This is a genomic window from Pontibacter sp. FD36 (genome assembly GCF_015686655.1).
Classification (GTDB): domain Bacteria; phylum Bacteroidota; class Bacteroidia; order Cytophagales; family Hymenobacteraceae; genus Pontibacter.
In genome coordinates, this window is record NZ_JADPMP010000004.1 from 43,739 (window position 1) to 68,410 (window position 24,672).

At 51.2% G+C, this 24,672-nt stretch carries 24 protein-coding genes; 7 read left to right on the plus strand and 17 right to left on the minus strand.

The window, feature by feature from the left end:
* Positions 1–25 precede the first annotated feature (25 nt).
* Positions 26–1,027, minus strand: coding sequence for a sterol desaturase family protein (locus I0P70_RS06450; RefSeq protein WP_196115737.1), 1,002 nt, complete (start codon positions 1,025–1,027; stop codon positions 26–28).
* A 193-nt stretch (positions 1,028–1,220) separates the two neighbouring features.
* Between I0P70_RS06450 and I0P70_RS06455 the strand changes: the two genes are divergently transcribed.
* Complete coding sequence (locus I0P70_RS06455; RefSeq protein WP_196115739.1) at positions 1,221–1,412, plus strand: hypothetical protein; 192 nt, start codon at positions 1,221–1,223, stop codon at positions 1,410–1,412.
* Positions 1,413–1,478: 66 nt separating this feature from the next.
* Here the strand turns inward: I0P70_RS06455 and I0P70_RS06460 are convergent, their stop codons facing one another.
* From I0P70_RS06460 to I0P70_RS06475, 4 genes are all read right to left on the minus strand, one after another.
* Positions 1,479–2,042 (minus strand): HD domain-containing protein, encoded by a 564-nt coding sequence (locus tag I0P70_RS06460; protein WP_196115741.1) that lies wholly within the window; start codon positions 2,040–2,042, stop codon positions 1,479–1,481.
* A gap of 75 nt (positions 2,043–2,117) precedes the next feature.
* Positions 2,118–2,618: a hypothetical protein gene (locus tag I0P70_RS06465; protein WP_196115743.1), complete on the minus strand. Its 501-nt coding sequence runs from the start codon at positions 2,616–2,618 to the stop codon at positions 2,118–2,120.
* Positions 2,619–3,017: 399 nt separating this feature from the next.
* Positions 3,018–3,737: a TVP38/TMEM64 family protein gene (locus I0P70_RS06470; protein ID WP_196115745.1), complete on the minus strand. Its 720-nt coding sequence runs from the start codon at positions 3,735–3,737 to the stop codon at positions 3,018–3,020.
* A 29-nt stretch (positions 3,738–3,766) separates the two neighbouring features.
* On the minus strand, positions 3,767–4,564 hold the full coding sequence (locus I0P70_RS06475) for a rhomboid family intramembrane serine protease (protein WP_196115756.1): 798 nt from the start codon (positions 4,562–4,564) through the stop codon (positions 3,767–3,769).
* A 296-nt stretch (positions 4,565–4,860) separates the two neighbouring features.
* Between I0P70_RS06475 and I0P70_RS06480 the strand changes: the two genes are divergently transcribed.
* From I0P70_RS06480 to msrA, 3 genes are all read left to right on the plus strand, one after another.
* Entirely contained in the window at positions 4,861–6,684 is a 1,824-nt protein-coding gene (locus tag I0P70_RS06480) for a glycoside hydrolase family 3 protein (protein WP_230392037.1), read from the plus strand.
* An 80-nt stretch (positions 6,685–6,764) separates the two neighbouring features.
* The gene (locus tag I0P70_RS06485; protein ID WP_196115760.1) at positions 6,765–7,463 is read left to right on the plus strand and encodes a hypothetical protein; all 699 of its coding nucleotides are present in this window, start codon (positions 6,765–6,767) and stop codon (positions 7,461–7,463) included.
* A gap of 111 nt (positions 7,464–7,574) precedes the next feature.
* Positions 7,575–8,117, plus strand: coding sequence for a peptide-methionine (S)-S-oxide reductase MsrA (msrA, locus tag I0P70_RS06490; protein WP_196115763.1), 543 nt, complete (start codon positions 7,575–7,577; stop codon positions 8,115–8,117).
* A gap of 74 nt (positions 8,118–8,191) precedes the next feature.
* On the opposite strand, the gene I0P70_RS06495 is transcribed toward msrA, so the two are convergent.
* The 8 genes from I0P70_RS06495 to I0P70_RS06530 all read right to left on the minus strand — a co-directional run bounded on the left by I0P70_RS06495 (position 8,192) and on the right by I0P70_RS06530 (position 14,637).
* A complete protein-coding gene (locus I0P70_RS06495) occupies positions 8,192–8,704 on the minus strand; it encodes an NUDIX domain-containing protein (RefSeq protein WP_196115766.1) in 513 nt (170 codons plus the stop codon).
* A 62-nt stretch (positions 8,705–8,766) separates the two neighbouring features.
* Positions 8,767–9,786 carry an SDR family oxidoreductase gene (locus I0P70_RS06500; RefSeq protein ID WP_196115768.1) on the minus strand — a complete coding sequence of 340 codons (1,020 nt, stop codon included), beginning with the start codon at positions 9,784–9,786 and terminating at the stop codon, positions 8,767–8,769.
* Positions 9,787–9,906: 120 nt separating this feature from the next.
* Positions 9,907–10,680 (minus strand): outer membrane beta-barrel protein, encoded by a 774-nt coding sequence (locus tag I0P70_RS06505; protein ID WP_230392038.1) that lies wholly within the window; start codon positions 10,678–10,680, stop codon positions 9,907–9,909.
* 206 nt (positions 10,681–10,886) lie between these two features.
* A complete protein-coding gene (locus I0P70_RS06510) occupies positions 10,887–11,807 on the minus strand; it encodes a M28 family peptidase (RefSeq protein ID WP_196115770.1) in 921 nt (306 codons plus the stop codon).
* A 55-nt stretch (positions 11,808–11,862) separates the two neighbouring features.
* Positions 11,863–12,072 (minus strand): hypothetical protein, encoded by a 210-nt coding sequence (locus I0P70_RS06515; protein ID WP_007658429.1) that lies wholly within the window; start codon positions 12,070–12,072, stop codon positions 11,863–11,865.
* Positions 12,073–12,287: 215 nt separating this feature from the next.
* On the minus strand, positions 12,288–12,878 hold the full coding sequence (locus tag I0P70_RS06520) for a hypothetical protein (protein WP_196115772.1): 591 nt from the start codon (positions 12,876–12,878) through the stop codon (positions 12,288–12,290).
* A gap of 14 nt (positions 12,879–12,892) precedes the next feature.
* Positions 12,893–13,615: a head GIN domain-containing protein gene (locus tag I0P70_RS06525; protein WP_196115775.1), complete on the minus strand. Its 723-nt coding sequence runs from the start codon at positions 13,613–13,615 to the stop codon at positions 12,893–12,895.
* 104 nt (positions 13,616–13,719) lie between these two features.
* Entirely contained in the window at positions 13,720–14,637 is a 918-nt protein-coding gene (locus I0P70_RS06530) for a membrane-binding protein (RefSeq protein ID WP_230392039.1), read from the minus strand.
* Between the two features lie 176 nt (positions 14,638–14,813).
* Between I0P70_RS06530 and I0P70_RS06535 the strand changes: the two genes are divergently transcribed.
* Positions 14,814–16,229: a sodium:solute symporter family protein gene (locus I0P70_RS06535; RefSeq protein ID WP_196115777.1), complete on the plus strand. Its 1,416-nt coding sequence runs from the start codon at positions 14,814–14,816 to the stop codon at positions 16,227–16,229.
* A 38-nt stretch (positions 16,230–16,267) separates the two neighbouring features.
* On the opposite strand, the gene I0P70_RS06540 is transcribed toward I0P70_RS06535, so the two are convergent.
* Positions 16,268–16,879 carry a hypothetical protein gene (locus tag I0P70_RS06540; protein WP_230392040.1) on the minus strand — a complete coding sequence of 204 codons (612 nt, stop codon included), beginning with the start codon at positions 16,877–16,879 and terminating at the stop codon, positions 16,268–16,270.
* A gap of 187 nt (positions 16,880–17,066) precedes the next feature.
* Positions 17,067–17,816, minus strand: coding sequence for a YgaP-like transmembrane domain (locus tag I0P70_RS06545; protein WP_196115780.1), 750 nt, complete (start codon positions 17,814–17,816; stop codon positions 17,067–17,069).
* 295 nt (positions 17,817–18,111) lie between these two features.
* Between I0P70_RS06545 and I0P70_RS06550 the strand changes: the two genes are divergently transcribed.
* The gene (locus tag I0P70_RS06550; RefSeq protein ID WP_196115782.1) at positions 18,112–19,452 is read left to right on the plus strand and encodes a PKD domain-containing protein; all 1,341 of its coding nucleotides are present in this window, start codon (positions 18,112–18,114) and stop codon (positions 19,450–19,452) included.
* A gap of 141 nt (positions 19,453–19,593) precedes the next feature.
* Here the strand turns inward: I0P70_RS06550 and I0P70_RS06555 are convergent, their stop codons facing one another.
* Positions 19,594–20,235 (minus strand): porin family protein, encoded by a 642-nt coding sequence (locus I0P70_RS06555; RefSeq protein ID WP_196115784.1) that lies wholly within the window; start codon positions 20,233–20,235, stop codon positions 19,594–19,596.
* Between the two features lie 208 nt (positions 20,236–20,443).
* On the minus strand, positions 20,444–22,696 hold the full coding sequence (locus I0P70_RS06560; RefSeq protein WP_196115787.1) for a Tex family protein: 2,253 nt from the start codon (positions 22,694–22,696) through the stop codon (positions 20,444–20,446).
* A 239-nt stretch (positions 22,697–22,935) separates the two neighbouring features.
* Between I0P70_RS06560 and I0P70_RS06565 the strand changes: the two genes are divergently transcribed.
* The gene (locus tag I0P70_RS06565) at positions 22,936–24,294 is read left to right on the plus strand and encodes a neutral/alkaline non-lysosomal ceramidase N-terminal domain-containing protein (RefSeq protein WP_196115797.1); all 1,359 of its coding nucleotides are present in this window, start codon (positions 22,936–22,938) and stop codon (positions 24,292–24,294) included.
* The last annotated feature ends 378 nt before the right edge of the window (positions 24,295–24,672 follow it).

Sequence of the window (24,672 nt, forward strand, 5' to 3'; positions counted from 1 at the left end):
TGGCAGCCGCCATGCTTTTTTTATTTCAGCCTGCCTGCCTGTTTTCAGGCGGACTAACTTGTTCCTCCAGTTCCATCTCGGCAGGTATAGCCGTGGTCACTTGTAGGGCGGGCGTCACCGCAGGTGTAACTACTTGTCGTGCCGCCAGTGCCTCCTGCTCCCGCTGGTAAGCCGTCACGACGGTTCCCGGTGGTTTGAACAAGAGGTCCCAGGCTTCTCTAAACGACCGGGCATGCAGCAGATCTCTCCAGATATCCACCCATTCATGGAACACCAGGTAGACCGGGTTGTAAGAGTTGACAGGTTTGGTCAGGCCATATGTTGGACGCTCCTCTTCTTCCTGGAAAGTCCCGAAAAGGCGGTCCCATAAAATAAAGGTAGAGCCGTAGTTCTTGTCGATGTACTTGGGGTTGGAGCCGTGGTGCACCCGGTGATGTGAGGGCGTCACGAAGATATACTCAATGGGTGCAGGCAGCTTCCGGACCAGCTCGGTATGCACCCAGAACTGATAAAGCACGGCTAACTGGTGGCATACAAAGAAAGTCAGGGGATCAAAGCCCAGGAAAGGCACGGGCAGGAAAAACAGGAATTTGATGTGTTGGGTCCAGCTGGTGCGAAAAGAGACTGAGAAGTTCATTTTCTCAGAAGAGTGGTGCGTAACATGGGTTGCCCACCAAAAGCGTTGTTCGTGCGAGATACGATGCGCCCAGTAACGGCAAAGGTCCACCAGCACAAATGCCAAAACGAACCCCCACCAGGACCGCGGTATGGCCCAGGGGACCGCATTGTAAATGACCAGCGATATGTAAAAAAGTGTGACCTTAAGCATAGCCCCCAGTATGACACTGCCCAACCCGATGGAAACAGCAGCCATAAAATCACGCTTGTCATAGTAATTCCGCTTCTTTCTTACACCCACATACCATTCGATCAGTACAGAGGCTACGATAATGGGCGCTGCCAAATGCATGATCGTAAAATTATCCAGCTCTGCCATTTGGTCCATAGTAAAGATTTCCTTCTCCATAAGCTATCCATTTTTGCAGGGGTATAGCTTAATGTAACGACCACCACCGGAAAGGGTTAGTCTCTCCATCAGGGCTTGCTATACAAACGCGCGTATAATACTGGTCTCCCTTTTGTTAGATAAAGGGGGATCAACAAAAAAAATTGATTTTGTGAATTAGGCTGCGTAATCTTGCTCCAATCAAGCACACACCATGAATATCCGAAAGAAAGTAAAAGTCACCCTACCTGCCGGCATGAACCGCTATGCCGCCATCGACCTGTTTGTCAGAACTGCTGAGAAGGAGAACTGGAGCGAACAGGAGATTCAGTTTGTGATAGACGAAGTAGTAGAGGCCGAGGATGATGCCAAGGGCTTGGAGGCGCTGCGCTACTACCTGGCTTAAAAGAAAAGCCGTGCCGGCGCAAAATCATTGCACCGGCACGGCCTGTATAAATTTACACTATGCTGCTTAGGCTTCGTTTTGCTCCAGAGGCTCGAGCTGGAGCTCAGCCTGGTGTTGCTGCAGCACCCCGATGATAAAGTCGATATGCTCCTTTAAGTCCACACCGAAGAGCTCAGCACCTATGCGTACTTCTTCACGGTCAACAGAAGCGGCAAATCCACTTGTCTTCAGTTTCTTCATCACCGACTTCGCTCCCAGCCCTTCGAGTCGCTGTGGTCGCACCTGCGCACAGGCTACAATAAAACCTGTTATCTCATCGCAGGCGATCAAGGCTTTATCAAGCGTAGTCTCATAGGGCACACCCCAATGGGTATAGTGCGCCGATATGGCATGGGCAATGCGCTCCTCCCCTTTCTCACGCAACTGGTTTACGATCACATTAGGGTGCTGCTCCGGGTAGGCCTGGTAGTCGGCATCGTGCAGGAGGCCGGCGATAGCCCATTCTTCAGTGTTCTCTCCTAATTTATTTGCATAGGCCTCCATGACCAGCTCTACAGTGCGGGCATGGCGCAACAGGCTTTCGCTGGTAGTCATCTGCTCCAGTATGGCGCGTGCTTCGTCTCTTGACATATTGTTTTAAGCTTGATGAAGCTCCAATATAAGCAAAATCACCATACAAGCCTGCTGCCAGTAACGGAACAAGGTTTAGCGGTTCATCGCGAAGCCAAAGTCGCTCGGCTGGAAGTGATGCTCCACTTCCGGAAATTCGGCTTTCGCAATCTGCACGTTATCCCACTTGCCATAGATCTTGTCTCTGCGGCCTACCAATATGTCGATGCGGTTTGTGAAGCGTCGGTTCATGGTGTCCCGCACGATGTACTGCCCATCCAGTTCATCTGAGATTCCGCGTACCCACACCGTATCACCATACTGTATATCACCGCCCCAACGCGACAGCATATCGCGTGAAAGAGCAATCCAGCGGTGTTTTTTAGGGTTTTTGGGGTTAATGCGGGAGCCGTCGGCTGTGATAAGGGGATTTCCGTCAGTCTGGCCTCTTTCGGGGTAGTAAACAGTGGCCGTTACGGTAAAGGTTTCTGGGTACTCGGGGTATTCTTGTATTTTTTCTATAAGTCGTGGAGTTAATAAATCCGGAGCTTGGTGCTCACTTGCAGGGCTTGGATCCTCAGGTTCCAGATAAGCCATTTCGTCGAAAAAAGTTACAAAAATGGAGACTACTACTGCGAGTATTTTGACCCTAAACATATGCAATCCATTTCGTGAAACATCATTTCTATTACAATAACCCGCTTAAACGGCAGGCTTAGAAATTAAGTTTTGTAAGCTGGATGAATTTAGGACAGTAGTATAGTGAAAGTTTATATTATGAAAAGCAGTACATATTGCCAGTATATTCTAAATTCAATGATTTAGGACAAAGAGAAGTATAAGATAAAATTTTAAAATTTTCACTAAATATTTATAGTAAAAATTAAAATCATTGCATAAAATCGCTCTAGAAAATGAAGCTTATGAGCATCAGAACACGACTGAAATTGTAATTTACAAAGCTTCAAAGATTGCCCTAGTAACAACCTCGGAGGCCTACCCTTGATGCTGCTTTTTGAAGTACTTGTCATAGATGACATAGCCTACAAAAAGTACCAGGCTGACACCCCCTACCCAAATCAATCCGTTCATCAAACGGTCATCATCTTCGCCGAGCCAGGCCAATAACACGGTAAGCGGAATAATACCAGCCATGGTGGCCCCAATGAATTTGAAATACCCCATCTTGGTAAGGCCGGCGACGAAACTAACCGCATCATTGGATAGGAAAGGGGAAATACGGGCGATGATCACAGCCCAAATACCATACTCTGACACGAACCCGCATACCTTCTCTTCGGCCTTATGCCCAATGATCTTGCGTACCCCAGCTTCTCCTAGCCCCCGGCCAATTAAATACCCGATAGTGGAGGCGACCAGCACAGCGGCCAGCGCAATAAGCGACCCCCACACTGGCCCATAAGCAATGATGGCCACCAACATCAGCGCCACTACATTGATGACCAGTAAGAACATCTGAGCGACCATGGCCAGAATAATGAAGAATGGTCCCCAAAAGCCAAATTGCTCCACCCAGGAGGAAATACGCTCCTCATCGCCGCTTGTCAGTACTTCCCAGCCTTCCTGAATATTCGCCTGAAAGCTTGATGAAATAAAATAAGCACCTACTAGCATGGCAATAATTGCCGCCGTTACCAACAGGGGCCATTTGCTTTGTTTTGTATCTTCTTGCTTGGTTGTCGTATTGTTCGCCATAAGGGAGTCTTTCGTTGTTTAGACGCAGATTATCTGATTGAGGTTGGATGCTCGAGCATACCACTCGATTTGTTTATCAGGGCTGTCTGTTTATACACCCTGCCCGGCTCGGGAGTGGCAAGCGAGTAACGCCAGGTATACTGCGGATTGGCCAGTGTACTGCTCTGATGCCGCTGCTGCGCCGAGCGCTCACCTTGGCTAAGGGGAGGCTCTGCAGGTATAGCCGCCTGTTTGTCGACATGCTCTCCGTAAAGCACAGCCGCAGCCAGTCCTGCCACCAGTCCACCCAGGTGACCTTCCCAGGATATGCGCTCCTCTGATGGGAACAAACCGTAAAACAAGCCACTGTACAGAAATAGTATAGCTAAAGAGATTGCCAGGCCCGCCCTGTCGCGACGAACGATGCCATTGAACAGCAGAAAACCCGCCAGACCGTACACAACTCCACTTGCCCCTACATGGTAAGCATCACGACCGATAAACCAGGTGAACAGTCCGCTCAGTACGTAGACCAGAACGAACACACGCAGTGCAACCGATCGGTGCAAAAACAAGATGAAGCCGGAAAGCAGCACCAGCGGAAAGGAATTGGAAAGTAAGTGTATGAGACCCGAGTGTATGAGTGGGCCCATAAACACACCGATCAGCCCCAGAAAGTCGCGCGGATGAATGCCTAACCAGGTCAGGTTCACCTCGTTCAGGTACGAAAGCAACGCCACCAGCCAGATGAGCCCGACAAACAAGGTGCCCGGCAGAAAACTGTAAGCAAAACGCTCATGTTCGGCTTTCAGGCTTTGGTGGCTCTGCAAAGGGGTTACTTGCATCATAGGGTTTTGTTTGGAGCAGGTATGGTTGCGATTTTCACTGTGCTCAGGCTATACGTACAAAGGTAAAGGCAAGTCATGGAGAAATCCCGCACAGTGACAAGATACGGGCTGTAGGTTATAAATCGTATGCTATATCCATACTTTTCACGTTCTATATCGTAACAGTTCCATTTCAGCCCTGTTGTTAAGCATACAAGGGTATAGTTAAAAAATCGATTACAAATTTAAGAAGTATAAAAGGTGATTTCACCACCAGTACCATGCACGCTAATCCACTTCACCCTTTAGCCAGACACTTGTCAGCACTAGGCCTTTGCCTGATGTGTTGCATGCTGTTGTTGCTGAGTTCCTGCGAGAGTTCAGACACGAGCGGGGCTGCTTATGCGCGTGAGGAAGAGCAAAAGCACGAATTTTCCCCGGAAGAGGTCCCTTATACACGCCCCCGCACCTTGGTGGAGGCGATTGAAAACCCATCACCTTGGGTGGATTCTGTATTCAGGACCCTGAGCCCGGAAGAGCGTATCGCACAGCTTATTATTATAGAGGCTTTTTCTAACCAAGGTCCAAAGTACGAGGCCGACGTCATGAACCTGGTCAAAAGGTACAGGGTCGGCGGGATCATCTATTTTCAAGGTGGTCCCGTGCGGCAGGCTGTCCTGAACAACCGTTTGCAGGCTGCTTCCAAAGTGCCGCTTCTTATCTCAATGGATGCCGAAACGGGTGTGGGCATGCGCCTCGACAGTACGGTACAGTATCCTTTCCAGATGATGATGGGCGCTATAGAAGACAATGGCCTGATTTACCGAATGGGTGCTGAAGTAGCCGAGGAGTTCAAGCGGCTGGGTATGCACGTCAACTTCGCCCCGGTAGCCGATATCAATAATAACTCCCAGAACCCCATTATCAGCTATCGGGCTTTTGGCGAGAACAAACTGGATGTCACAGCCAAAAGTCTGGCTTACATGCGCGGTATGCAGGAGAATGGCATCATTGCGGTGGCCAAGCACTTCCCCGGACACGGCGACACAGATGTGGACTCCCACTACGACCTGCCTGTGATTCCGCATGACCGTGCCCGGCTCGACTCACTGGAGCTATACCCTTTCCGGGAGCTGATCAAGCATGGCATTGGCGGTATTATGGTCGCACACATGCACATGCAGCAGCTCGACACGACCCACAACCTGCCCTCTACCCTATCCAAGCCCATCGTGACCAGTTTGCTTAAGAACCAGCTGGAGTTTAAAGGTTTGGTCTTCACAGATGCCATGGTGATGAAGGGCGTTACTAAATACTTCGATCCGGGGGAGGCAGAGGCACGCGCCCTGATGGCGGGTAACGATGTGTTGGAGCGCCTTAACAGTGTGCCTAAAGCCATTCAGGCTATCAAGCAGGCCATTGCCCGAGGTGACCTTTCGCAGGAAGAGATTGACCGCCGTTGCAAAAAAATGCTGGCGGCCAAAGCCTGGGTAGGTTTGGACAGGTATAAGCCTATTGAACTGGAAAACCTGTATGAGGACCTAAACCCAGGTATAGCCGATAGTACCAACCATGCGCTGGCCGAAGCGGCTATGACCCTGCTCAACAACCGCAAGAACTTCCTGCCCATCCGCCAGAAAAAACGGCAGCGCATCGCCACACTCTCCTTCGGTGTGGTGCGCCCCAGTATTTTCCAGCGGGAGATAAACAGGCATGCCCGCATTGACGCTGACTTTGTGATATCCCGAAAAGCCAACGCCAAAGAGGTAAAACAAATAAAGCAAAAGCTTAAAGGATACGATCTGGTGCTAGTGGGGCTCTACGGTCCGAGCGTGACGCCTAGCAACCGCTTGGGCTACTCGAAGGAAGCAACCGCCTATGTAACGGACCTCGCTCGCTCCGACCGGGCTATTATGACGCTCTTTGACAACCCCTATACCCTGAACCAGTTCCCGGACATACACAAGAGCCGGGTACTCATACTGGCTTACCAGGCCCACATGCACGCGCAGGTGGCAGCAGCCAAACTGCTGTTCGGCAAGATACCTGCACGCGGCAAGCTGCCCGTTACCGTCAACAGGCACTACCGCTATGGACACGGCATTAGCAAAGACAAACCACTACTCGCCGTAAGTCCATAGTATCTTGTATGGGTGCTTTGCGTATTATGCCAAGTATAGGCATCGCCTGACAATACCAACCCTAAAACTGTGAAAAAGAAATGCTTAACAATAGAACAACTTACCTTATAGGCCTGCTGGCTGTCTCACTACTCTGGAGCTGCGAAGGAAACCGCACCGCCCATGACACAGAAGAAATAACGGTAGATGTACCTGCTGACACTGCCCGGGTAGAGCGCACTGGCCGCACCGTGGGCGATCGACTGGAGTCACTCCGCGGCTGGATGAACGAGAAAGTGGAGCGTGGCGACACGGCCATACAGCGCGAGATGCCCGGGATCAAGGAGGACTTCAGGAAACGGTCCGCTGAAATCGAGCAGAACCTGGACAGTCTTTCAGCTGACTCCAAAGCGGAGTACGCACGACTGAAAGAGCGCTACGAGCGCTGGGAAAACAGACAGGAACGACGACTGAACACTCCGCTGGACCGCTCTGAACTGGGCCAGTGGGAAGAACAGCTGCTCCGTGAGTTTAACAACATTGAAAACATAGCGCCCCAGGACATGCGGGAGGCTTACCTGACCTTTATGGGCGTGGTACGGGCCAAGCGCCGCAACTGGACGCAGCACGACTGGGACTACGTGGACAATGTGTACGGACAGCTGAACCAACGTCGCCGGCAGGTAGAAAACCAGATTTCGAATAGCGACAAGCTTAAAATCAGAGCACTGCAGGCAGAGTACCTAACCTTGGAGGGTGCCGCCGATGCCCAAAGCACCATGCGCAATATGCGCAACTAAAGGCCTGGCAAAACTATTTAGAGGCTTTGTGGTTTAGGCCTTATACCTTTGCTCAGGTATAGCCAATAGCCTTAGGCATGATTGCCTGTACCTAAATTAAAAGCAAGAACCATGGAAAAAGCGACATTTGGAGGAGGATGCTTCTGGTGTACTGAAGCAGTGTTTCAGGACCTGGAAGGCGTGCAGAAAGTGGAGTCCGGCTATGCAGGCGGACATATGGAAAACCCAACCTACAAGCAAGTAACCTCAGGCACCACCGGGCACGCGGAAGTATTGCAGATCACATACGACCCTGCTATCATAAGTTATGACGAACTGCTGGAGGTGTTCTGGAAAACCCATGACCCTACTACCCTCAACAGACAGGGCAATGATATCGGAACACAGTACCGCTCTATTGTGCTCTACCACAATGACGAGCAGCGCGAGAAAGCCGAAAGGTATAAGCAGGAGTTAGACGCAGCGGGTGCTTTCGATGATCCGATTGTGACCACGATTGAGCCTCTGCAGGAATTTTATCCGGCCGAAGACTATCATCAGAACTACTTTAATACTCACGGGCATGAGCCTTACTGCAGTTTTGTGATCCGGCCGAAAGTAGACAAGGTTAGAAAAGTGTTTGCTGACAAACTCAAGCCTGAAGCTAGAAAGTAGTCAGATACAAAAGAAAAGCCTCAGCCGCCTTGTTGGTAGCTGAGGCTTTTTTATACCTGCTATTTAGAACTCCACTAGCTGTTTAGCAGCACCCATTGTTGGGCGATGATGGTCTTGGCATCGGCGAAGCTCTCTTTCAGAAGCTCTTCCCGGGTATAGCTCACCAGTTCAATATCCTCGTGCTCATCCTCCTTGCCACCGCCATCAGCGTGCTGGTGCGATACTTCGGCATAGTATAAAAGCACTTTTTCAGTAGTGCCTCCCGGCGAAGAGTAGAAGGTATGCAGGTGCGTCAGGTTGTCCACGCTATAGCCGATTTCTTCCTCTATTTCGCGGGCAATGCTGGTTTCAGGGCTTTCGCCTTTGTCTACCATACCTGCCACCACTTCTATTAGGTCAGACTCTGATCCAACCCGAAATTGCCTGGTCAGGATGTAGCGCTGCTTTTCCGTATCGTAGACCATGGCAGCAACCGCTGTGCCGCGGTCAAATTGTTCCCGGGTGAAGGTATGGCCGTTTTGAGTTACTGTCAGTTTATAGATCTTGAAATAGCCATCATAGGCTGTCTCTCTTTTTTTAATTTTCATAAGGGCGAATATAGGCAATGCCAGGGTATAGCTTGCCATAAGGTATAGGTTAATGTGTATCGTTACAATTCGTTGTTCCGGAATGCCGCTTTTTGGGTCCGTTCTGTAAGGCCAGACATGGAAAGCGGAGTCTCACTTTCATAGCCTTTCTTGGCTCGTTGTTCACCGGTAGGGCCTGGCAACATACGGTTGAGCACTGCAAAAATATCGGTGGTAGTCTCAGGTGAGATCCCGTGAATGAAAGCGCCGATCTTGGCAGGTATAGACGTCACTACTTCTGCATCACCGTGACGGCAGGCATCCAGAATCGACTTGGCCGATCGCTCCGCACTGATGGAGGTCAGCGGACTCGAGTCGGCTATTTTAAACAGGGTATATTCCTCCTCATGCTGCCCCTTCACGTTGGCATGGCGTGGGCTACCCGTCTGCATCAGACCCGGCGAAGCACAAGTGACCGTGATGTTATACTGCTTCAGTTCGGCACGCAGACCTTCCGATAAGCCGACCAGCGCAAACTTGCTGGCACTGTAGGGGACCAGGTGCGGCACTCCCAATTTACCCCCGATCGAAGCAATGTTGAGAATACGACCGGCACCGCGTTCCTTCATGGAAGGCAGCACGGCCAGGGTAGTGTAAAGTGGACCCCAGAAGTGCGTCTGCATGGCCTCCTCAAAGTCTCCGACAGTCATCTCCTCCAGCGGTCCCGCCGTGATGATGCCGGCATTGTTGATGAGCACGTCAATCGGGCCGAACTCCCGCTGCACCCGCTCTACCATCTGTTCCACCTGGGCTTGCTGGGTTATATCGCAAGGCAGCACCATCACATCGGCTCCGTTGCCTGCCAGCTCCATGCGGGCATCCTCCAGTTGCATTTCATCGCGTGAGCACAGCACCAGTCGCGCTCCTTCTTTGGCCAGTTGCCGCGCCATCACAAAGCCCAGCCCACGGGCGCCACCGGTTATCAGCACTACTTTGTTCCGGAAATTATAGGCATTCAGTTTGCGGCTAATGGCACGGGCTGCAAGCAATGCTCCCGCTCCGGCTGCCAGCCACCACAGGTTTCTCTTCTGTTCTGTTTCCATAGATCTTAGGTATAGCAAATAAAGCCGGAAGCAGCATACAGACAGCTGATCTGGCTTTTTTGTCTACGGGAAGGCAGGGTATGTAGGTTCGGGAACCGGAAACGCTAGGTATAGCGCTGCTTATTTTTTCTTTTTGAAGGGATTTATACCTTGACGTTTGCTTGTGAACACTTCGTTTTTAGGCATCGGGGTATAGAGCAGCTTGACTGATACCACGCCGTAGTGATCTTTTGTGTTCTCTATCCGGGTAACATTGTCGAGATAGTCCGTCGTGGTGATCTGGTACATCACCTCGGGCGCAATACTGATCTGATCGGAGAAGCGGAAGCGTATACCTCCACCAAAAGGAATTACGCCTGCTATGGCTGGGTATGACCTCAGGCGGTCATAAGTAATGTCGGAGTTCGGGACACGGTTGGTCGGGTAAGAACTTGGGGTATAATACACAAATCCAATCCCGCCTTTCACAAACGGCACAGCAAAGCGCTTACGGGTAGAGCGGTAGTTGTTAGACCCGGCGTAGCTGTCCATCAGGTTGTATACCAGCATCCCGGATACTTCGATCACCCTGGATTCAAAAGTGATATTGTCCTGATAGGTTTTCTCGGAGGCGCCTAGTTTGATGTACTCCACCTCACCACTGATGGACCAGAAGGGGTTGTACTTGAAAAGGGCGCCGATGCTGAAAGCAGGGCCAATGTCATTACAATCATAGCTTCCGCATATATCGCTTTTCACAGCGGCTACACCTGCGCCAGCCTGAATGACCAGTCCGCGCTCGGGAATCTTACTCACCCCCATGCGGCGTATGACACTGTCCTGCGCCTGGGCGGTAGTGCAAACTGTAAGGGTGATCAAACATAGTAATAGAAGGAAGTATCTGCTCCTGCTCATGCTTCAGACAGGTTTCTCTTTAAGTGTTGTGTGGCATGCAGCCCAGGTATTGGGTGTGGTGAGCCTGCTCCCCCTATCTACGCATGGCCAAAAGAAAGGATCATTAATTTTTATGAATACATTATAATATAGCCATTATACTATAATACGTGCTATACCTTCCCGATTGGATACAATTAGTTTAGCAAACCTTAAGATCCAAGGAATTAATTAGTTGTGCGGAGAGCCGGACGCTTCTTGTTCAGTAACTGAACAAAATCGATTACAAGCGCTGCCGCATCCGGATAAAAAGTGGGATTGATGTTTTCGAAGTCATCCGTGGGCTTGTGGTAGTGCGGATGGTCTTCTACGCCAAAGTAAATGAAAGGAATCTGGCGCTTGTGGAATTGATAATGATCAGACTGCCTGGTCCAGTCGTTCTGGCCTTGCTCAGGTCGGTCATGGCCTGTTAGCAACTTGGCTTGCGGTCTTGCCTTCACCTGCTGCAGCAGTGGTAGAAGCGCCGGATAATGGTAGGCGCCACTGGCATACAGTTCCCCTTGTTGGTTCAGGCTGAGCATGTCCATGTTTACATTTAGCTGGATCAGGTCGAGTGCAAGCGGTGAATTCTCCAGAAAAGCATTTGCCCCCTGCAGACCCAACTCTTCGCCATCAAGAGCGGCAAAGATCAGCGTATAGTAAGGTTTGTTCGTTTTGAAATAAGCGACAGCAGCCAGCAAAGCCCCTACCCCGGATGCATTGTCGTCAGCTCCATTGTAGATCTCGTCCTTGCGTACACCCACGTGGTCGTAGTGCGCGGTCAGGACAATGGCTTTGTCCGTTTTGCCAGGTATAAAGCCGATCAGGTTCACGGCTTCTTCTACTACGATGCCCCTACCCTCCAGGCGGAAGGTATGGCGGTAGCTATTGTTATAGGGTTGTAGTCCGAGCTCGTTGAAACGCTTTTCTATATAATCCTGCGCCATCCGGCTGCCTTCGGTGCCGCTCAGTCGGCCTGCCATCGAGTCGGCAGACAGTATCTGCACGTCACGCAACAGGACTTGCGGATCGAGCACCTGTTTCTGGGCGACTGCAGTCAGCTGCAGGGCACACATCAGTACAAAAGCGAGGGATAGGCGGCGTTTCATAAGTTTTATTTTAGGCGAAATTAGCATAAATACGCTAACCCGCCCTCAAAATATATTAGCCGTTCGCGACAGGCCAGTTGATCCAGCTTTTCTGGCGTGCAGTGGCTTTCTTCTGCTGGTCGGCCACACGGCGCTCTACCTCTTGCGTGTAGCTACCGTCTTTTTCAAAGACCTCGCCTTTCAGCACCCATCCTGTTTTTACATAGTCCTGCACTCTTGTTACAAGTGCCTGCAAGTCGTTTGCTACGATTACGTCGAATTCCATGTTCGTTCCTGTTTTAAATGGTCTTACAAATGGTTATCAGATGGTATTTAAACAAGGAGCGTGCCACATACGTTCACTGACTATAAATGTTACAACAATTTTAAAACAAACTGCATAACCTTACACAAAGGGCTCCAGGAGCGCCCCCAAAGGCCTAAAAACAAAACGGGCCGGTATAAAAACCGGCCCGTTTTACTATCGCAACTAATTGTATTTTAGTTTCTTACATTGATAAAAGAAGGCACTTCTACTGGTCCCACCGATGTCTGAATGGTCGGCTTGATCTGTAGCACCAAATCTGGTCGGCTGGTGCCGTCTGTCTTGGTGAGCATGGTAACTAGGCGCAGCAAATTGTTATACCCTGGCCTGCCGTTTTCCTCGGCTATCCGGATAGGCGTACGCACGTTGATGGTGTTGAGTCCGTGACGGAGCTCCACCGGCTCGTCTACTATGCCGCTCAGGGTTTGCTTGCCGTCAAGCAGTAGCTGCCATTTCAGCTTGGTCACGGTCATGCTGCGCTCCTGGTTTGCTTCGTCCAGTTCTACATTCAGTCCCAGGCTGGAGTAGGCGGACAGGTTATTGTCAGAGAAGGCCGTAAAAAGCAGCGCCGCTTCTCCGAGAGAAAAGTCCTCCGGCCGCTTTTTATTCAGCACATTCACGCCATTGAGCTTCACTTCATTTATACCTGACAAGCTATACTTTGCTTCCTTGAAAGCATCCACGTCGCTCTTGGTGCCGCACGAGAATGCGAAAAAGGCTATACCTAGCAGCAGAGCGAAACTTAAGAGATTTGTTTTTTTGATCATTTGCTTTGTTATGCTCAGCGCTTTATCACTTTGCCTGAGCCTGAAATAGTTGAATTAATAGTCGGATTTCCCTGGTAGTACACATTACCGCTTCCACTGATCGTAACGGCCAGTTCATTGGCGGCATGCACTTCCACACTGCCCGAGCCACTCAACACCACACCGGCATTCTCGCTGCTCAGACCAAAAGATTTTATGCTTCCCGAACCAGAAAGATTAATCTCCTCTACCTCAGCCGCACCTACCAGATCAATCTTACCTGAACCAGTGAGTCTGCTGCTTACTTTTGTGGCTGATACATTGATCCAGAGATAACCTGATCCGTCCAGCACTGCCCGGAAGTTATCTGTTTCGAATTCATCCTGCAACTCTATACGGCCTGACCCGATCATTTCGGCACTGTTCAGCTCCGGCACGGTCATGTGTACTTCAACGGTCTTGTGGCTGCGCAGACACCTGTCAAAGCTGAGGTCCCACACTCCGTTGGCTACATTGGTGTTGATCGCGTCCAGTACGTTAGGCTGCGCTCTGACCTCGATGCGCTGCGTAGCTCCCCGTCTAACAAATACACGGGTATCACCGTTCACTCGCAGCCCGTTGACCGCGTCCAGGTTAAACTCCCGGCTCTCCACATCCCCTCTTCCCCTGATACAATCCACCTCATCACCACAGGAAACAAGCAAGAGAGTGGGCAGGATGAGCAAGAGCATCCGGCATGCAAAATTAGTAAATTTCATAGTTTTATTTAGCTTAATTAACGCTGCAAGTTACATAATCCTGCTCCAGCTGCATAAAACTGACGAATCCGTCTGCTCAATATTTTGGGGCCATTACTAATTTTTTAGCTGAAATGACCGACTCTTTGCCCCCGCTGGTTTACCAGTACCCCATTATCGGTTACGAACAAGCCCTGCAGGTATTCGCTCTCGAAGTAGAAAGGGTAATCGCGGTTGTTGGTGCGGGCCAGCTTACCAATGATGCGGGCACCTCGCTCGGTCATGTGCACCAGTTGCAATCTCGTGGTCAGGAAAAACTGCTCGTCAGGCGCATTGTTAAAGACCACTTTGCGAAGTACCAGTCGGCTATCCAGTCCCTGCGAGGCTGTGTTGGTTCTAACTGGCTGCTGGCGCAGTTGCTCCCTTGCCTGCTGGGGTGGCTGGCTGTTGCCGGCCATGCCCTGGGACTCCCGCTGATGGCCGTTTGTACTCGCCAGCAGCTGCGCATCGGCATTGCCCCAGCCTTTGCTGATAGCCGCCAACCGGTAGCTGCGGCCCGGATGCGTGGCAGAGCTTCTTTCATCAGACAACACCTTCATGGCAGCCTGCGCCTCCTCCAAACTAGCTCCCATCTTGCGAAGCACAAAGCCGGAAAACTCGTCCGCCTCCAGTTCATCAGCGTGGTTGCTGCCCTGCCGCGACAAGGTATGGCCGTTGAGGTGATGCCCGATCTCGTGCGCCAAGATGCTCACGCCCGCCCAGTCGGTATGCACGGCATTGTTGATGGCATCCAGGAAATGTTCGTTATAAAGAATGTAGCGTTTGCCATTGTAGATTACAGCAGCGGCATTCTCGATATTGGCAGAACGCACCTCAAAGCGTGGCTTGAGCCCGATCACGTCAATGATCTCACCGATCACATCACGGGGCGCGGCTTTGGTAGCGGCATAAGGCTCCGGACCAGGCGCTGTTTCTGCCACTGCTGCCAGCAACGGAGTCAGGGCCAGCAGCAAGGCCAGGCTTATTCTATTCAATCGATTCATATTTTTTCCCTTTCTGTAGATGGATGAACACAGCATATCTAAAACGAAAAATGGGCAGAAGCTGGTATACCCTTCCATGCAAGTACTTTGCCAGACTTGAGTGTTACGGTCCTCCAAAAAGGGCATTTTGGCAGCTGCATGAATTATTCCTAATTTTACCCGACTGATTTAGAGGCATGCTGCTAATATTTGTGATCCTTTACCTGCTCTTCAACATGGGGGTGGGCTTCTGGGCATCAAGACGGGTACACAATACCAGCGATTTCCTACTGGCAGGCAGGAGTCTGCCTTTCTATATTTCTACTGCTGTGGTGTTTGCCACCTGGTTTGGCTCCGAAACCCTGCTGGGCGCTTCCTCGGAATTTGCATCACACGGACTGCTGGGCGTAATTGAAGACCCCTTTGGTGCTGCGCTTTGCCTGGTGCTGGTTGGCCTCTTCTTCGCAAAAAAACTCTACCGCCTCAACCTGCTCACCATTGGCGACTACTACCGCATCCGCTTCAACCGCACCACCGAGCAGATCGCCGCTTTCTTTATGGTCATCTCCTACTTCGGATGGATTGCGGCGCAGATGGTCGCCCTGGGCATTGTGATGAACCAGGTGTTCGGGGTTTCCACAGCCGCAGGCATTATCATTGGCAGTATGATCGTGGTCGGCTATACTTACATGGGTGGTATGTGGTCGGTTTCGATCACTGACTTCGTACAGACTGTGATGATCATCGGGGGACTTATCTTCATTACTTATACCTTGCTGCAGCACATGCCGCTGGAGCAGATCACGGCTACCCTGCCCGACGGCTTCTTCCGGATGACACCCCCTGACCGAAGCCCTACTTCCTGGCTTAACTATATTGCCCTCTGGATCACGATCGGGCTTGGCTCTATTCCGCAGCAGGATGTGTTCCAAAGGGTGATGTCGGCAAAGTCGGAGAAAGTGGCGGTGGCTGCTTCGCTGGGCGCCGGTCTGCTATACCTGACGGTGGCTTTTATGCCGCTGCTGCTGGCTCTCTACGCCCGCACACTGCATCCTGAACTGCTGCAGGAAGACGCCCAACTGCTTGTTCCCGGCCTGATCATGGGGCTGGACTCCATGCTGATCAAGGTGCTCTTTTTCGGAGCGCTGATCTCGGCCATCATCAGCACAGCCAGTGGCGGTATTCTGGCCCCGGCTGCTGTGCTGAGTGAGAACATGCTGCGCCCGCTACTCGGCCAGCGAAGCGACAAGCAAATGCTGTTGCTGTCGCGCATCAGCGTGCTCGTGGTAGCGGCTGTCTCGCTGGGAATGGCGCTGCTGCGCAGCAACATTTATGAACTGGTGAGCGAATCATCCGCCCTGAGTCTGGTCTCGCTGTTTGTGCCGCTGGTAGCAGGCCTGTATTGGAAACGCACCTCTGCGCTGGCTGCCAATGTGTCTATCCTCACAGGTATGGCCGGCTGGTTGCTTTGCCTATACCTGCAAACGACCGTCAACCCGATGCTCTATGGACTGGGTGCCAGCATAGCCGGATTGCTCTTCGGCCAATTGATATCCCATCTGCGGGCTGAACCTATACCTGCTGAACCATTGGCCATAAAAAAGCAGGTATAGCCCAAAGGCCATACCTGCTATACCTATCGCTCTATACCTTATTTAAAAAAAGCCACTATACCGGTCGGTTTGGTCACGGTGATATACGCGGGCGACTCTATGTTTCCTACCGGTGTTTTGATCGTCGGCTTGATCTTGAGCGTCACATGCTCCCGGATATCCGTACGCTGTCCCAGCAGAGTAATCAACCTGGACAGGCCTGTGTAGTTGGGCAAATCTCCATCCGAAACCAAGCCTACGGGTGTCGCGATCGGCAGCAGGTTCAGGCCCTCCTGCAGCTCCATGGTTTCCTCGATAACACCTGTCAAAGCCTCTTCGCCATCCACTTCCAACAGCCATTTCATGCGCGTGATGGTCAGGTGACGTGCTTCCTCGCTTTGCTCCTGCAGCGTGACGTGCAGGGCCAGCGTTGAACTAAACTCCAGCGAGTTACTGGTCACGGTAGCCAACAGGCTGTCGCGCTCTTCGTGCGAAAAGCCACGGCGCTCCTGTATGCGCTGCTCTACATCGATCCCGTTGAGCTTTATGTCCCGTACGCTTTGCAGGCTGTACTTTGCTTCTGTAAAGGCTTTTATATCCTGCGCCTGCTTACAGGAATAGATGACCATTGCCAGCATCAGCAGCAAGGCCATGCTCCATATCTTATTCATGCTAAGATGTCCTAAATATTATCTGCTTCAGATAACGCTCACGGTTGCCTAAAGTGTTTCAAACGAAGCTTTTATAATACTAATTTAGTAAAGTTGATGAAAAATTAAAGCTTCTATACATAAAAACCAGGTATAGCCTCGCTGCTATACCTGGTTTTACTTATGATTTACCCAGTGTTGCTATATCCTAGTTGGCTCCAAGCGGCTGTTTAGGCTTGTGCACGTCCTGCCCTGTCTCCATAAATCGCTTGAAGTAGCGCAGATCGTTCTCCACCATTTTCTTAAGCATCGGGTTGAGCATCTTCGCAGCCAGTCCGCCCACCGACCCTGCCGGCGGGCTATAAGAAATCACGGCCTGCACAATAGTCCCCTGCCCATCAGGGGAGTCAGAAAAGCGCACTTCACCGGCATTGTCAAGTTCCGAGTTTGGCAGGGAGCGCCAGGCAATCAGTTCGTTTTCTTTCTCATTGATGATATCCGCATCCCATTCAATGGTGCCGACACCACCCGGAATTTTGGCTACCCAGTGTGAGCGCTGCGGACCGTTGGACTGTACGCTTTCCAGATGCTCCATGAACTTGGGCAGGTTTTCGAGCATGCGCCAGAACTGGAAAACCTCTGAGCGCGGACGCTGCACTGTGATGGTCTTGATGATGTCCACTGAAATGTCCTCGTTTTCAGCAGTATCACGGCCTATCATTTGGTTCATAGGGCAGTAACCGGTAAAGCCTCTGAAAAGCAGCAGCCCCCCCGCCAGCGTGGACAGCAAACCGGCAGTTCCTGACTGTCGCAGCCCCACAAGGGCCAGTGCCGCTCCACCCACTGCCGAGAGCACACGCTCCGGCCGGCTCACATTGATATGGCTCGACCCGGAAGCAGGTGGAAAAATATGCTCCGTGTGAAGCATTTTGGAGTAATTAGGTTTGTATGTATCCATAGTTTATTTGTTTTGTTCTATTCTGTTTTAATGGATACGTGCTTTAGGGCTATTATAGTTGCTGTGCTTGTGCTCCCGTGTGGTTTGGTAGTATCTCGTCACACAAATGAGACCCTCCACACTCTTAATATTATCATACACTGAAAGTTATATCTTATCCTCAAATTAAACATCCCATAAACGTATACCTTATATACCCCTCCTTATAGGATCTTACCAGAGATCTGCTTCCTGATCAGTGCCATGGCATTGTTCTCCTGCTACAGCTGTATTCCAAGCTTTTACTTCTTCTCTAATGAAAACATCATTACTTATCACCATCCTGTTTCTATTTCAATTTTTCACTTCGGCACAGGCCCAGCGCCATAATCAGCTGGCAGACTGCCAGCGGCAACCCGCTCCGACTGCCCAAAGCACTGCACAGGCGGCATTGACTGAGAACAAAGTGGCGGTATACTATGTCGTGGCAAGTGACGAAACCTACAGCCAGGCTGAATACGACGCGATAAAGAAAGCCACCCGGGAGATACAGGCTTGGTTTCAGGTAAATACCGGCGGTCTTACCTATACCTTTGCCTATGCAGACACCGTCCTGTTTTACCAGGCGAAGGAAAGCACCAGCTATTACCGGGAGGACTGGTGGGGTCTGCTGTTGGCAGAGATGGAACAATTGGGACACCCGATCTGGGAACCGGGTTTTGTGGTGAGCCTCTGGATCAAGTCAGGTCGGCCAGAAGGATTGGGAGGAGGCGCCCAGTCTTGTAATGGCTATTGCGGCGTGGCCATCACCGCAGTGGAGAATTTCCCGGAGTTCAATGATTTTGGGATCTGCCCTACTGACCCAACAGGTCTGATGTGGCCCTGCGTGCCACACGGCACTATGGCCCACGAGCTGGGCCATGCCTTTGGTCTTCCCCACCCCTACGAAAACGAAAGCACCCGCGACGTCGCTTATCACAGCATCATGCAGACGCATTGGAGTTATCCTGACAAAGCACCTGATTCTGAAAGCCCCTGGGGACTTCTCACAGTGGAACGCACCGCACTTTGGAGCAATCCCTTTTTCTACCAGGATCTTTCGCTTCGTCAGATTTACGACTCCCCCATTGTCAACCTGCCAGTCACCGGAGAGGCACCGCTAGTCAGTTTCCGTAGTTCGACGAAAGGCCTTGCAGTTAACCTGACCAACGAAACCAGAGGCGCCTGGCTCTATTACTGGACCTTTGGAGACGGTAGCGTGAGCAATGCGACGTCCCCGAGCCATACCTACAGCCAACCGGGAACCTACACAATCACCCTGAGGGCTTCGAACGAAAACGGGATGATGGCCATGCAGCGCATGACAATGCAGGTGGCGGAAGAGAAAAAACCTGTGGGCAAGCCCATTTATGTGGGACCCATCAAAATATACCCTAACCCAAGCACAGATGGCCGGTTTACCATCAGTTTCCCACCGTTTCCTTTTCCGGTACACCTCTCGGTGCACAATGCGATGGGGCGTCCCATTATCCAACATACCTTTTCCAGTACGTCACGCAATCTGCATCTGGACCTGAGTGATTTCGGCCGGGGCATTTACTATGTCCGGATTCAGTTTAAGGGAGCGTCTTTCACGCACAGACTGTCCGTCCTTTAAAGTGCATTTTGCGGACCTGCCTGGCGTGCACATCGTGCTCCGGACTGGTCGTCTGAATTCCTTTCACTGTGAAGGATCACCTATAAAAACAAAGAGGGAGCCCCGTGTGAGGCTCCCTCTTTGTTTTAAACTTCTTTCTGCTTATTTACCTCCGAACAGATAAGCTACAGAAACACCTAACACACGGTTTCTGGATTTGCTTTCGCCGGACTCTACTTCGTACAGGCTGGTCAGACCCAATCCGTAGCGTACGTCCAGGTTAAGTGCACCTGCACCCAGATTGTAGCCTAAGCCCACGCCAAAGCTTGCACCCAGTTCCATTCTGTTGTCTTCGTCCTCAAACTCGTAGCTGTCACTGCCTTTATTACCATCATACTTCATTGACATTTTGCCACTTGCCAAATACCCTACAGTTGGGCCACCTGTCACAAAGCCTTTTACTTGCTCGGAGCCAAATGTAATCTTAGCCAAAACAGGCACCTCGATGTAGTTACTGGTACCTTTCAGGTAAGCGTCGCTGTCACCGAACTTATAGCCTTTTTGAATAAAAAGAAGTTCAGGCTGAATCGACAGTAGCTCACTTACATTGAAATTAGCAACTACACCTACCTGCAAACCTGGCGTGTACTTCAGTTCATCTTCCAGTTCGTCCCCATCTCCATCTGACAGGCTAACTTTTGAGAATGTAGCACCTACGCGTGGGCCGAAAGAAACAGATTGTGCCATTGATGTAAATGCCATACCTACAGCAAACAGCAGCGTGAGTAAAAATTTGATTTTCATAAAAAATGTTGGTTTAAAATATGCGCAAAGCACATTATAAATATTCAAGTTTCAAAGTATATAATAAAAACTATATAGAATCTCTCCTTCTGATTTCTTTCTGCTCTGTTGTTTGCTGCTGACTTTCAATTAATAAGGAACAGAACGAGCCATAAAAAAAAGCCCCGGCTGATGGCCGGGGCTTTTCAATACGCTATAATGGTATGACTTATTTAAATTTGCCTTTCAGCATGGCCAGTTTTGCCGCAAAATCATTGGCTGGCTCCTCTTCACGTTTAGCACCACCTTTTTTGCCGCCGCCACCTGCTGGGCGGGCTGCATTCGGATCGCCTTTCATGCTCAGTGAGATGCGCTTGCGCGGCACATCCACCTCCAGCACGGTTACGTCTACCTTCTGCCCTACCTTCACCACATCATGCGGGTTGCTCACGAAGCGGTCTGACAGGTGGCTCACGTGTACGAGTCCATCCTGGTGCACTCCTATGTCCACAAAGGCGCCGAAAGCCGTGATGTTTGTCACAAGACCAGGGAGCTTCATGCCTTCGCGCAGGTCCTTCATCTCGTTCACGCCTTCTGTGAAGCTAAACGCCTCAAAGGTCTGACGCGGGTCACGACCAGGCTTGGCCAGTTCGCTCAGGATGTCCTGCAGCGTCGGTAAACCTACTGTATCGGTCACGTAGTTTTTCAGGTTGATCTGCTTGCGCAGTTCGTCTTTCTGCATCAGATCCTGCACGGTTACGCCCAGGTCTTTAGCCATCTGCTCCACAATCGGGTAGCTTTCCGGGTGCACGGCCGAGGCGTCCAGTGGATTCTTCGCATCGCGTATTCTTAAGAAACCTGCCGCCTGCTCAAAGGCCTTATCACCCAGACGCGGTACTTTCTTCAGTTCAGTACGCGTGCGGAACGGTCCGTTTTGATTTCTGTATTCTACGATGTTCTGCGCAAGTGAAGGGCCCAAACCTGACACATAGGTCAGCAGTTGCTTGCTGGCCGTGTTTACCTCCACACCCACTGCGTTCACGCAGCTCATCACTACGTCATCTAGCGAGTGCTTCAGGGCAGTCTGGTCCACGTCGTGCTGGTACTGGCCTACTCCTATGGACTTCGGATCAATCTTCACCAGCTCAGCCAGCGGGTCCATGAGTCGGCGGCCAATGGAAACAGCGCCACGCACCGTCACGTCTTGATCCGGGAACTCTTCACGGGCTACGTCCGATGCAGAATAGATGGAGGCACCGCTTTCATTCACCATCACCACCTGCACCGAAGCAGGCAGTTTCAGGCTCTTCACGAAGGCCTCTGTTTCGCGGCTGGCTGTACCGTTGCCAATGGCAATGGCCTCTACCTCAAACCGCGTCACCATATACCTGACTGCCTGGGCGGCTTCGCTTTCCTTATGCTGACCCGTGTGCGGGTAGATCGTTTCGTTGTGCAGCAGCTTGCCCTGCTTGTCTAGCACCACCGACTTCACACCGGTTCTGAAACCCGGGTCAAGCGCCAGCACCGTCTTCTGACCGAGCGGCGATGAAAGCAACAGCTGGCGTAGGTTGTCAGCAAACACACGGATCGCTTCTTCATCGGCACGCTTCTTTGAGGTCAGGCGTACTTCTGTTTCCATGCTCAGTTTGAGCATACGCTTATAGCAATCCTTGGCGGCAAGTTTCACCTGCTCCGAGGCCGCATTGTTACCTTTCACGAACATACGCTCGAGTCTCTCGAGCGCTTCCTCTTCATCGGGCTGGGCGCTGAGCAGCAGTACCATTTCGGTTTCGCCGCGGCGCATGGCCAGTATGCGGTGCGAAGGCGCCTTTTCAATCGGCTCTTCCCACTCGAAGTAGTCTTTAAACTTCTGACCTTCCGCTTCCTTGCCCATCATCACGCGGCTCTTGAACGTGCCCTTCTTCTCGAAAAGCTGACGCATGGTCGCGCGTGCCTCGGCATTCTCGTTCATCCACTCGGCCATGATGTCGCGAGCACCAGCCAGTGCCTCTTCGGTATCCTTCACCTCTTTTTCTTCGGAGATGAAATTGGCAGCCTCAGCAGTCACATCGATATTCTCCTGTTCAAAAATACGCTGTGCCAAAGGCTCCAGTCCTTTTTCGCGGGCGATGGTGGCACGGGTGCGGCGCTTCGGCTTGTAAGGTAGGTAGATGTCCTCGAGCACGGCCATGGTTTCGGCGGCCATGATCTGAGCCTCCAGCTCCGGTGTCAGTTTCTCCTGATCACGGATGGACTTGAGGATGCTTTCGCGGCGCTTGTCGAGTTCACGCAACTGCTCCAGGCGGTCGCGCACGGCAGCTACCTGCACTTCGTCGAGCGAACCGGTGGCCTCTTTTCGGTAACGGGAGATGAAAGGTACCGTAGCACCTTCATCGAGCAAGGTTGCCGTGGCTTCCACCTGCTTAATGGTGATGGAAAGCTCAGTGGCAATCTTGATTAAATGGTCAACGTTTAATTCCATGTATTTGGGTAAAGAGTAATCTAAACTATCAGGCGGGAAAAGCGCAGCGGAAGGTATAAACTAAGCCCTGCATGATTCGCCCGCACAATTTCCCCTGTTACGGGGTATACCTTCTTGCTTAAGGAACGTCAAATTTAAACGATATTGCCAGAAAGCGAAACATCTGAGGCCTGTAAATTAACCTCCGCCCTTAAAAGGCTGTCGCACTGTTTGCTTAATATTTTTATACCTTCGTAAGCTTGAGATTCCTGAAACACGATAAGATCAGCTTGTTTGCGCTGCTCAGCCTGCTGCTTTGCACGATGCAGAGCTGTGTGGTGCAGCGCATTGACCATACCCCCTACGCAGAGACCAATTACTACCGCCATACCTTGCAGGCGCTCGAAGAACAGCCTCCAGTTGCCAGGGAGGGGGACTCGCTACAGGTTGGTTGGGCCAAAGTAAATATCACTCCTCCCGTGGGAAGTCCACTGGCTGGCTACGGCAAACGCAAAGGGCTCCGGTATAGCACAGTGCACGACTCAGTGTGGGTTCGCACCTTTGCTTTTGACAACGGCCAGGCAGAGGTCATTTTTGTGGCCCTGGATATGCTCATTGCTCCGATGACGGTGGCTGCTGCGTTGGAGGAGGAATATGCAGCGCTGGGACTCAGTCCCGGACAGGTATACCTGAGCGCCACCCATACGCATACTAGCTTCGGAGGCTGGGGACAAAAGCTGGTAGGCCGGCTCATGGCTGGCAGGTATAGCAGGCAACTGGTGCAGCAAACAACCGCCCATATTGTGCAGAGCATACAGCTGGCCAGGCAGAACAAGCAAGCCTCCCGACTCGGATACGGCATCGCTTATGCGCCCCACCTGGTACGCAACCGCCTGACAGGTTCTTTAACGGGAAGAGATACAACCATTCGTTTTTTCAAAATAGAGCAGACTTCCGGTAAAAGAGCCGTTCTGGCCACTTTCGCAGCACACCCCACCATCCTGCCCTCTATGGACCCGGTGCTCTCGCGAGACTATCCGGGAGAGTTGGTGGACCAGCTGGAAAAAAGTGTGGACTTTGCTGCTTTTGCAGCTGGCGCGGTTGGCAGTCAGGCCGTAGTGGCACCCCACGGCGACACCTACGAGAGTACGGCTACCGTCGGACAGCAGCTGGCAGCTGCCATAGTGGAGAAGCTGCCGGCAGTTAAGCTTAAACCCACTGCTCCGCTCGGTTACGGAAGACATACCCTCCTGCTGCCCCGGCCGCAGTGGCGTCTCAATGCCAACTACCGTTTTGCTCCATTTTTGTTTAATGGGCTGTTAGGCCAATACCCGACCTATATTAATAGTATGCTGCTTGGCGATGCAGTGCTGCTTGGCGTACCGGCTGACTATTCGGGCGAGCTTATACCTGAACTGGAGCAACAAGGTCGGCCTGTAGTCGTGACCGGGTTCAATGGCGGGTACATCGGCTATATAACACCTGACCGGCATTATCATTTAAAGAAATACGAGACCCGCTCCATGAACTTTTATGGTCCGCAAAGCGGAAGCTATCTGACAGAGATTCTGGAAAAGATAATGCGCAGTTATCAGCCAGATGACGGACGAAACAACTGATCCGTAAAAATGTTTAATTTTTTTTTCAAAGAATTTTAGTCCAATATTCCAGTTATAGAACAACGCTTTATAGATAGATTATATCCTATTCCTTATTTTTTATACCCAATCGGACTTTATAAAATAATACAATACTTAGCCGTAATATCTTTGTAAAATTATCCCCTCCCGACTTCTCATTCCTTCACTTTCGCCCTTCGTAACACTCAAAACGCTTTCAGAACTGGCAGTTTCATACAGCCTGGCAAATTCCCCAAACAGAATCTCCAAAAGGTGCAAAAAGGCATACAATCAGCTATACAACGATGTTATGACGCACAAATCCTGATATTATCCAGCATCGTAAATGCATCAATGTCAGCGAAAAGCAGGAAAATG

Excerpts from the sequence above, each read along its gene's own strand:
- I0P70_RS06450 (WP_196115737.1), bottom strand. The coding sequence starts at position 1,027 with ATGGAGAAGGAAATCTTTACTATGGACCAAATGGCAGAGCTGGATAAT.
- I0P70_RS06455 (WP_196115739.1), top strand. The coding sequence starts at position 1,221 with ATGAATATCCGAAAGAAAGTAAAAGTCACCCTACCTGCCGGCATGAAC.
- I0P70_RS06460 (WP_196115741.1), bottom strand. The coding sequence starts at position 2,042 with ATGTCAAGAGACGAAGCACGCGCCATACTGGAGCAGATGACTACCAGC.
- I0P70_RS06465 (WP_196115743.1), bottom strand. The coding sequence starts at position 2,618 with ATGGCTTATCTGGAACCTGAGGATCCAAGCCCTGCAAGTGAGCACCAA.
- I0P70_RS06470 (WP_196115745.1), bottom strand. The coding sequence starts at position 3,737 with ATGGCGAACAATACGACAACCAAGCAAGAAGATACAAAACAAAGCAAA.
- I0P70_RS06475 (WP_196115756.1), bottom strand. The coding sequence starts at position 4,564 with ATGATGCAAGTAACCCCTTTGCAGAGCCACCAAAGCCTGAAAGCCGAA.
- I0P70_RS06485 (WP_196115760.1), top strand. The coding sequence starts at position 6,765 with ATGCTTAACAATAGAACAACTTACCTTATAGGCCTGCTGGCTGTCTCA.
- msrA (WP_196115763.1), top strand. The coding sequence starts at position 7,575 with ATGGAAAAAGCGACATTTGGAGGAGGATGCTTCTGGTGTACTGAAGCA.
- I0P70_RS06495 (WP_196115766.1), bottom strand. The coding sequence starts at position 8,704 with ATGAAAATTAAAAAAAGAGAGACAGCCTATGATGGCTATTTCAAGATC.
- I0P70_RS06500 (WP_196115768.1), bottom strand. The coding sequence starts at position 9,786 with ATGGAAACAGAACAGAAGAGAAACCTGTGGTGGCTGGCAGCCGGAGCG.
- I0P70_RS06505 (WP_230392038.1), bottom strand. The coding sequence starts at position 10,680 with ATGAGCAGGAGCAGATACTTCCTTCTATTACTATGTTTGATCACCCTT.
- I0P70_RS06510 (WP_196115770.1), bottom strand. The coding sequence starts at position 11,807 with ATGAAACGCCGCCTATCCCTCGCTTTTGTACTGATGTGTGCCCTGCAG.
- I0P70_RS06515 (WP_007658429.1), bottom strand. The coding sequence starts at position 12,072 with ATGGAATTCGACGTAATCGTAGCAAACGACTTGCAGGCACTTGTAACA.
- I0P70_RS06520 (WP_196115772.1), bottom strand. The coding sequence starts at position 12,878 with ATGATCAAAAAAACAAATCTCTTAAGTTTCGCTCTGCTGCTAGGTATA.
- I0P70_RS06525 (WP_196115775.1), bottom strand. The coding sequence starts at position 13,615 with ATGAAATTTACTAATTTTGCATGCCGGATGCTCTTGCTCATCCTGCCC.
- I0P70_RS06530 (WP_230392039.1), bottom strand. The coding sequence starts at position 14,637 with ATGAATCGATTGAATAGAATAAGCCTGGCCTTGCTGCTGGCCCTGACT.
- I0P70_RS06535 (WP_196115777.1), top strand. The coding sequence starts at position 14,814 with ATGCTGCTAATATTTGTGATCCTTTACCTGCTCTTCAACATGGGGGTG.
- I0P70_RS06540 (WP_230392040.1), bottom strand. The coding sequence starts at position 16,879 with ATGAATAAGATATGGAGCATGGCCTTGCTGCTGATGCTGGCAATGGTC.
- I0P70_RS06545 (WP_196115780.1), bottom strand. The coding sequence starts at position 17,816 with ATGGATACATACAAACCTAATTACTCCAAAATGCTTCACACGGAGCAT.
- I0P70_RS06550 (WP_196115782.1), top strand. The coding sequence starts at position 18,112 with ATGAAAACATCATTACTTATCACCATCCTGTTTCTATTTCAATTTTTC.
- I0P70_RS06555 (WP_196115784.1), bottom strand. The coding sequence starts at position 20,235 with ATGAAAATCAAATTTTTACTCACGCTGCTGTTTGCTGTAGGTATGGCA.
- I0P70_RS06560 (WP_196115787.1), bottom strand. The coding sequence starts at position 22,696 with ATGGAATTAAACGTTGACCATTTAATCAAGATTGCCACTGAGCTTTCC.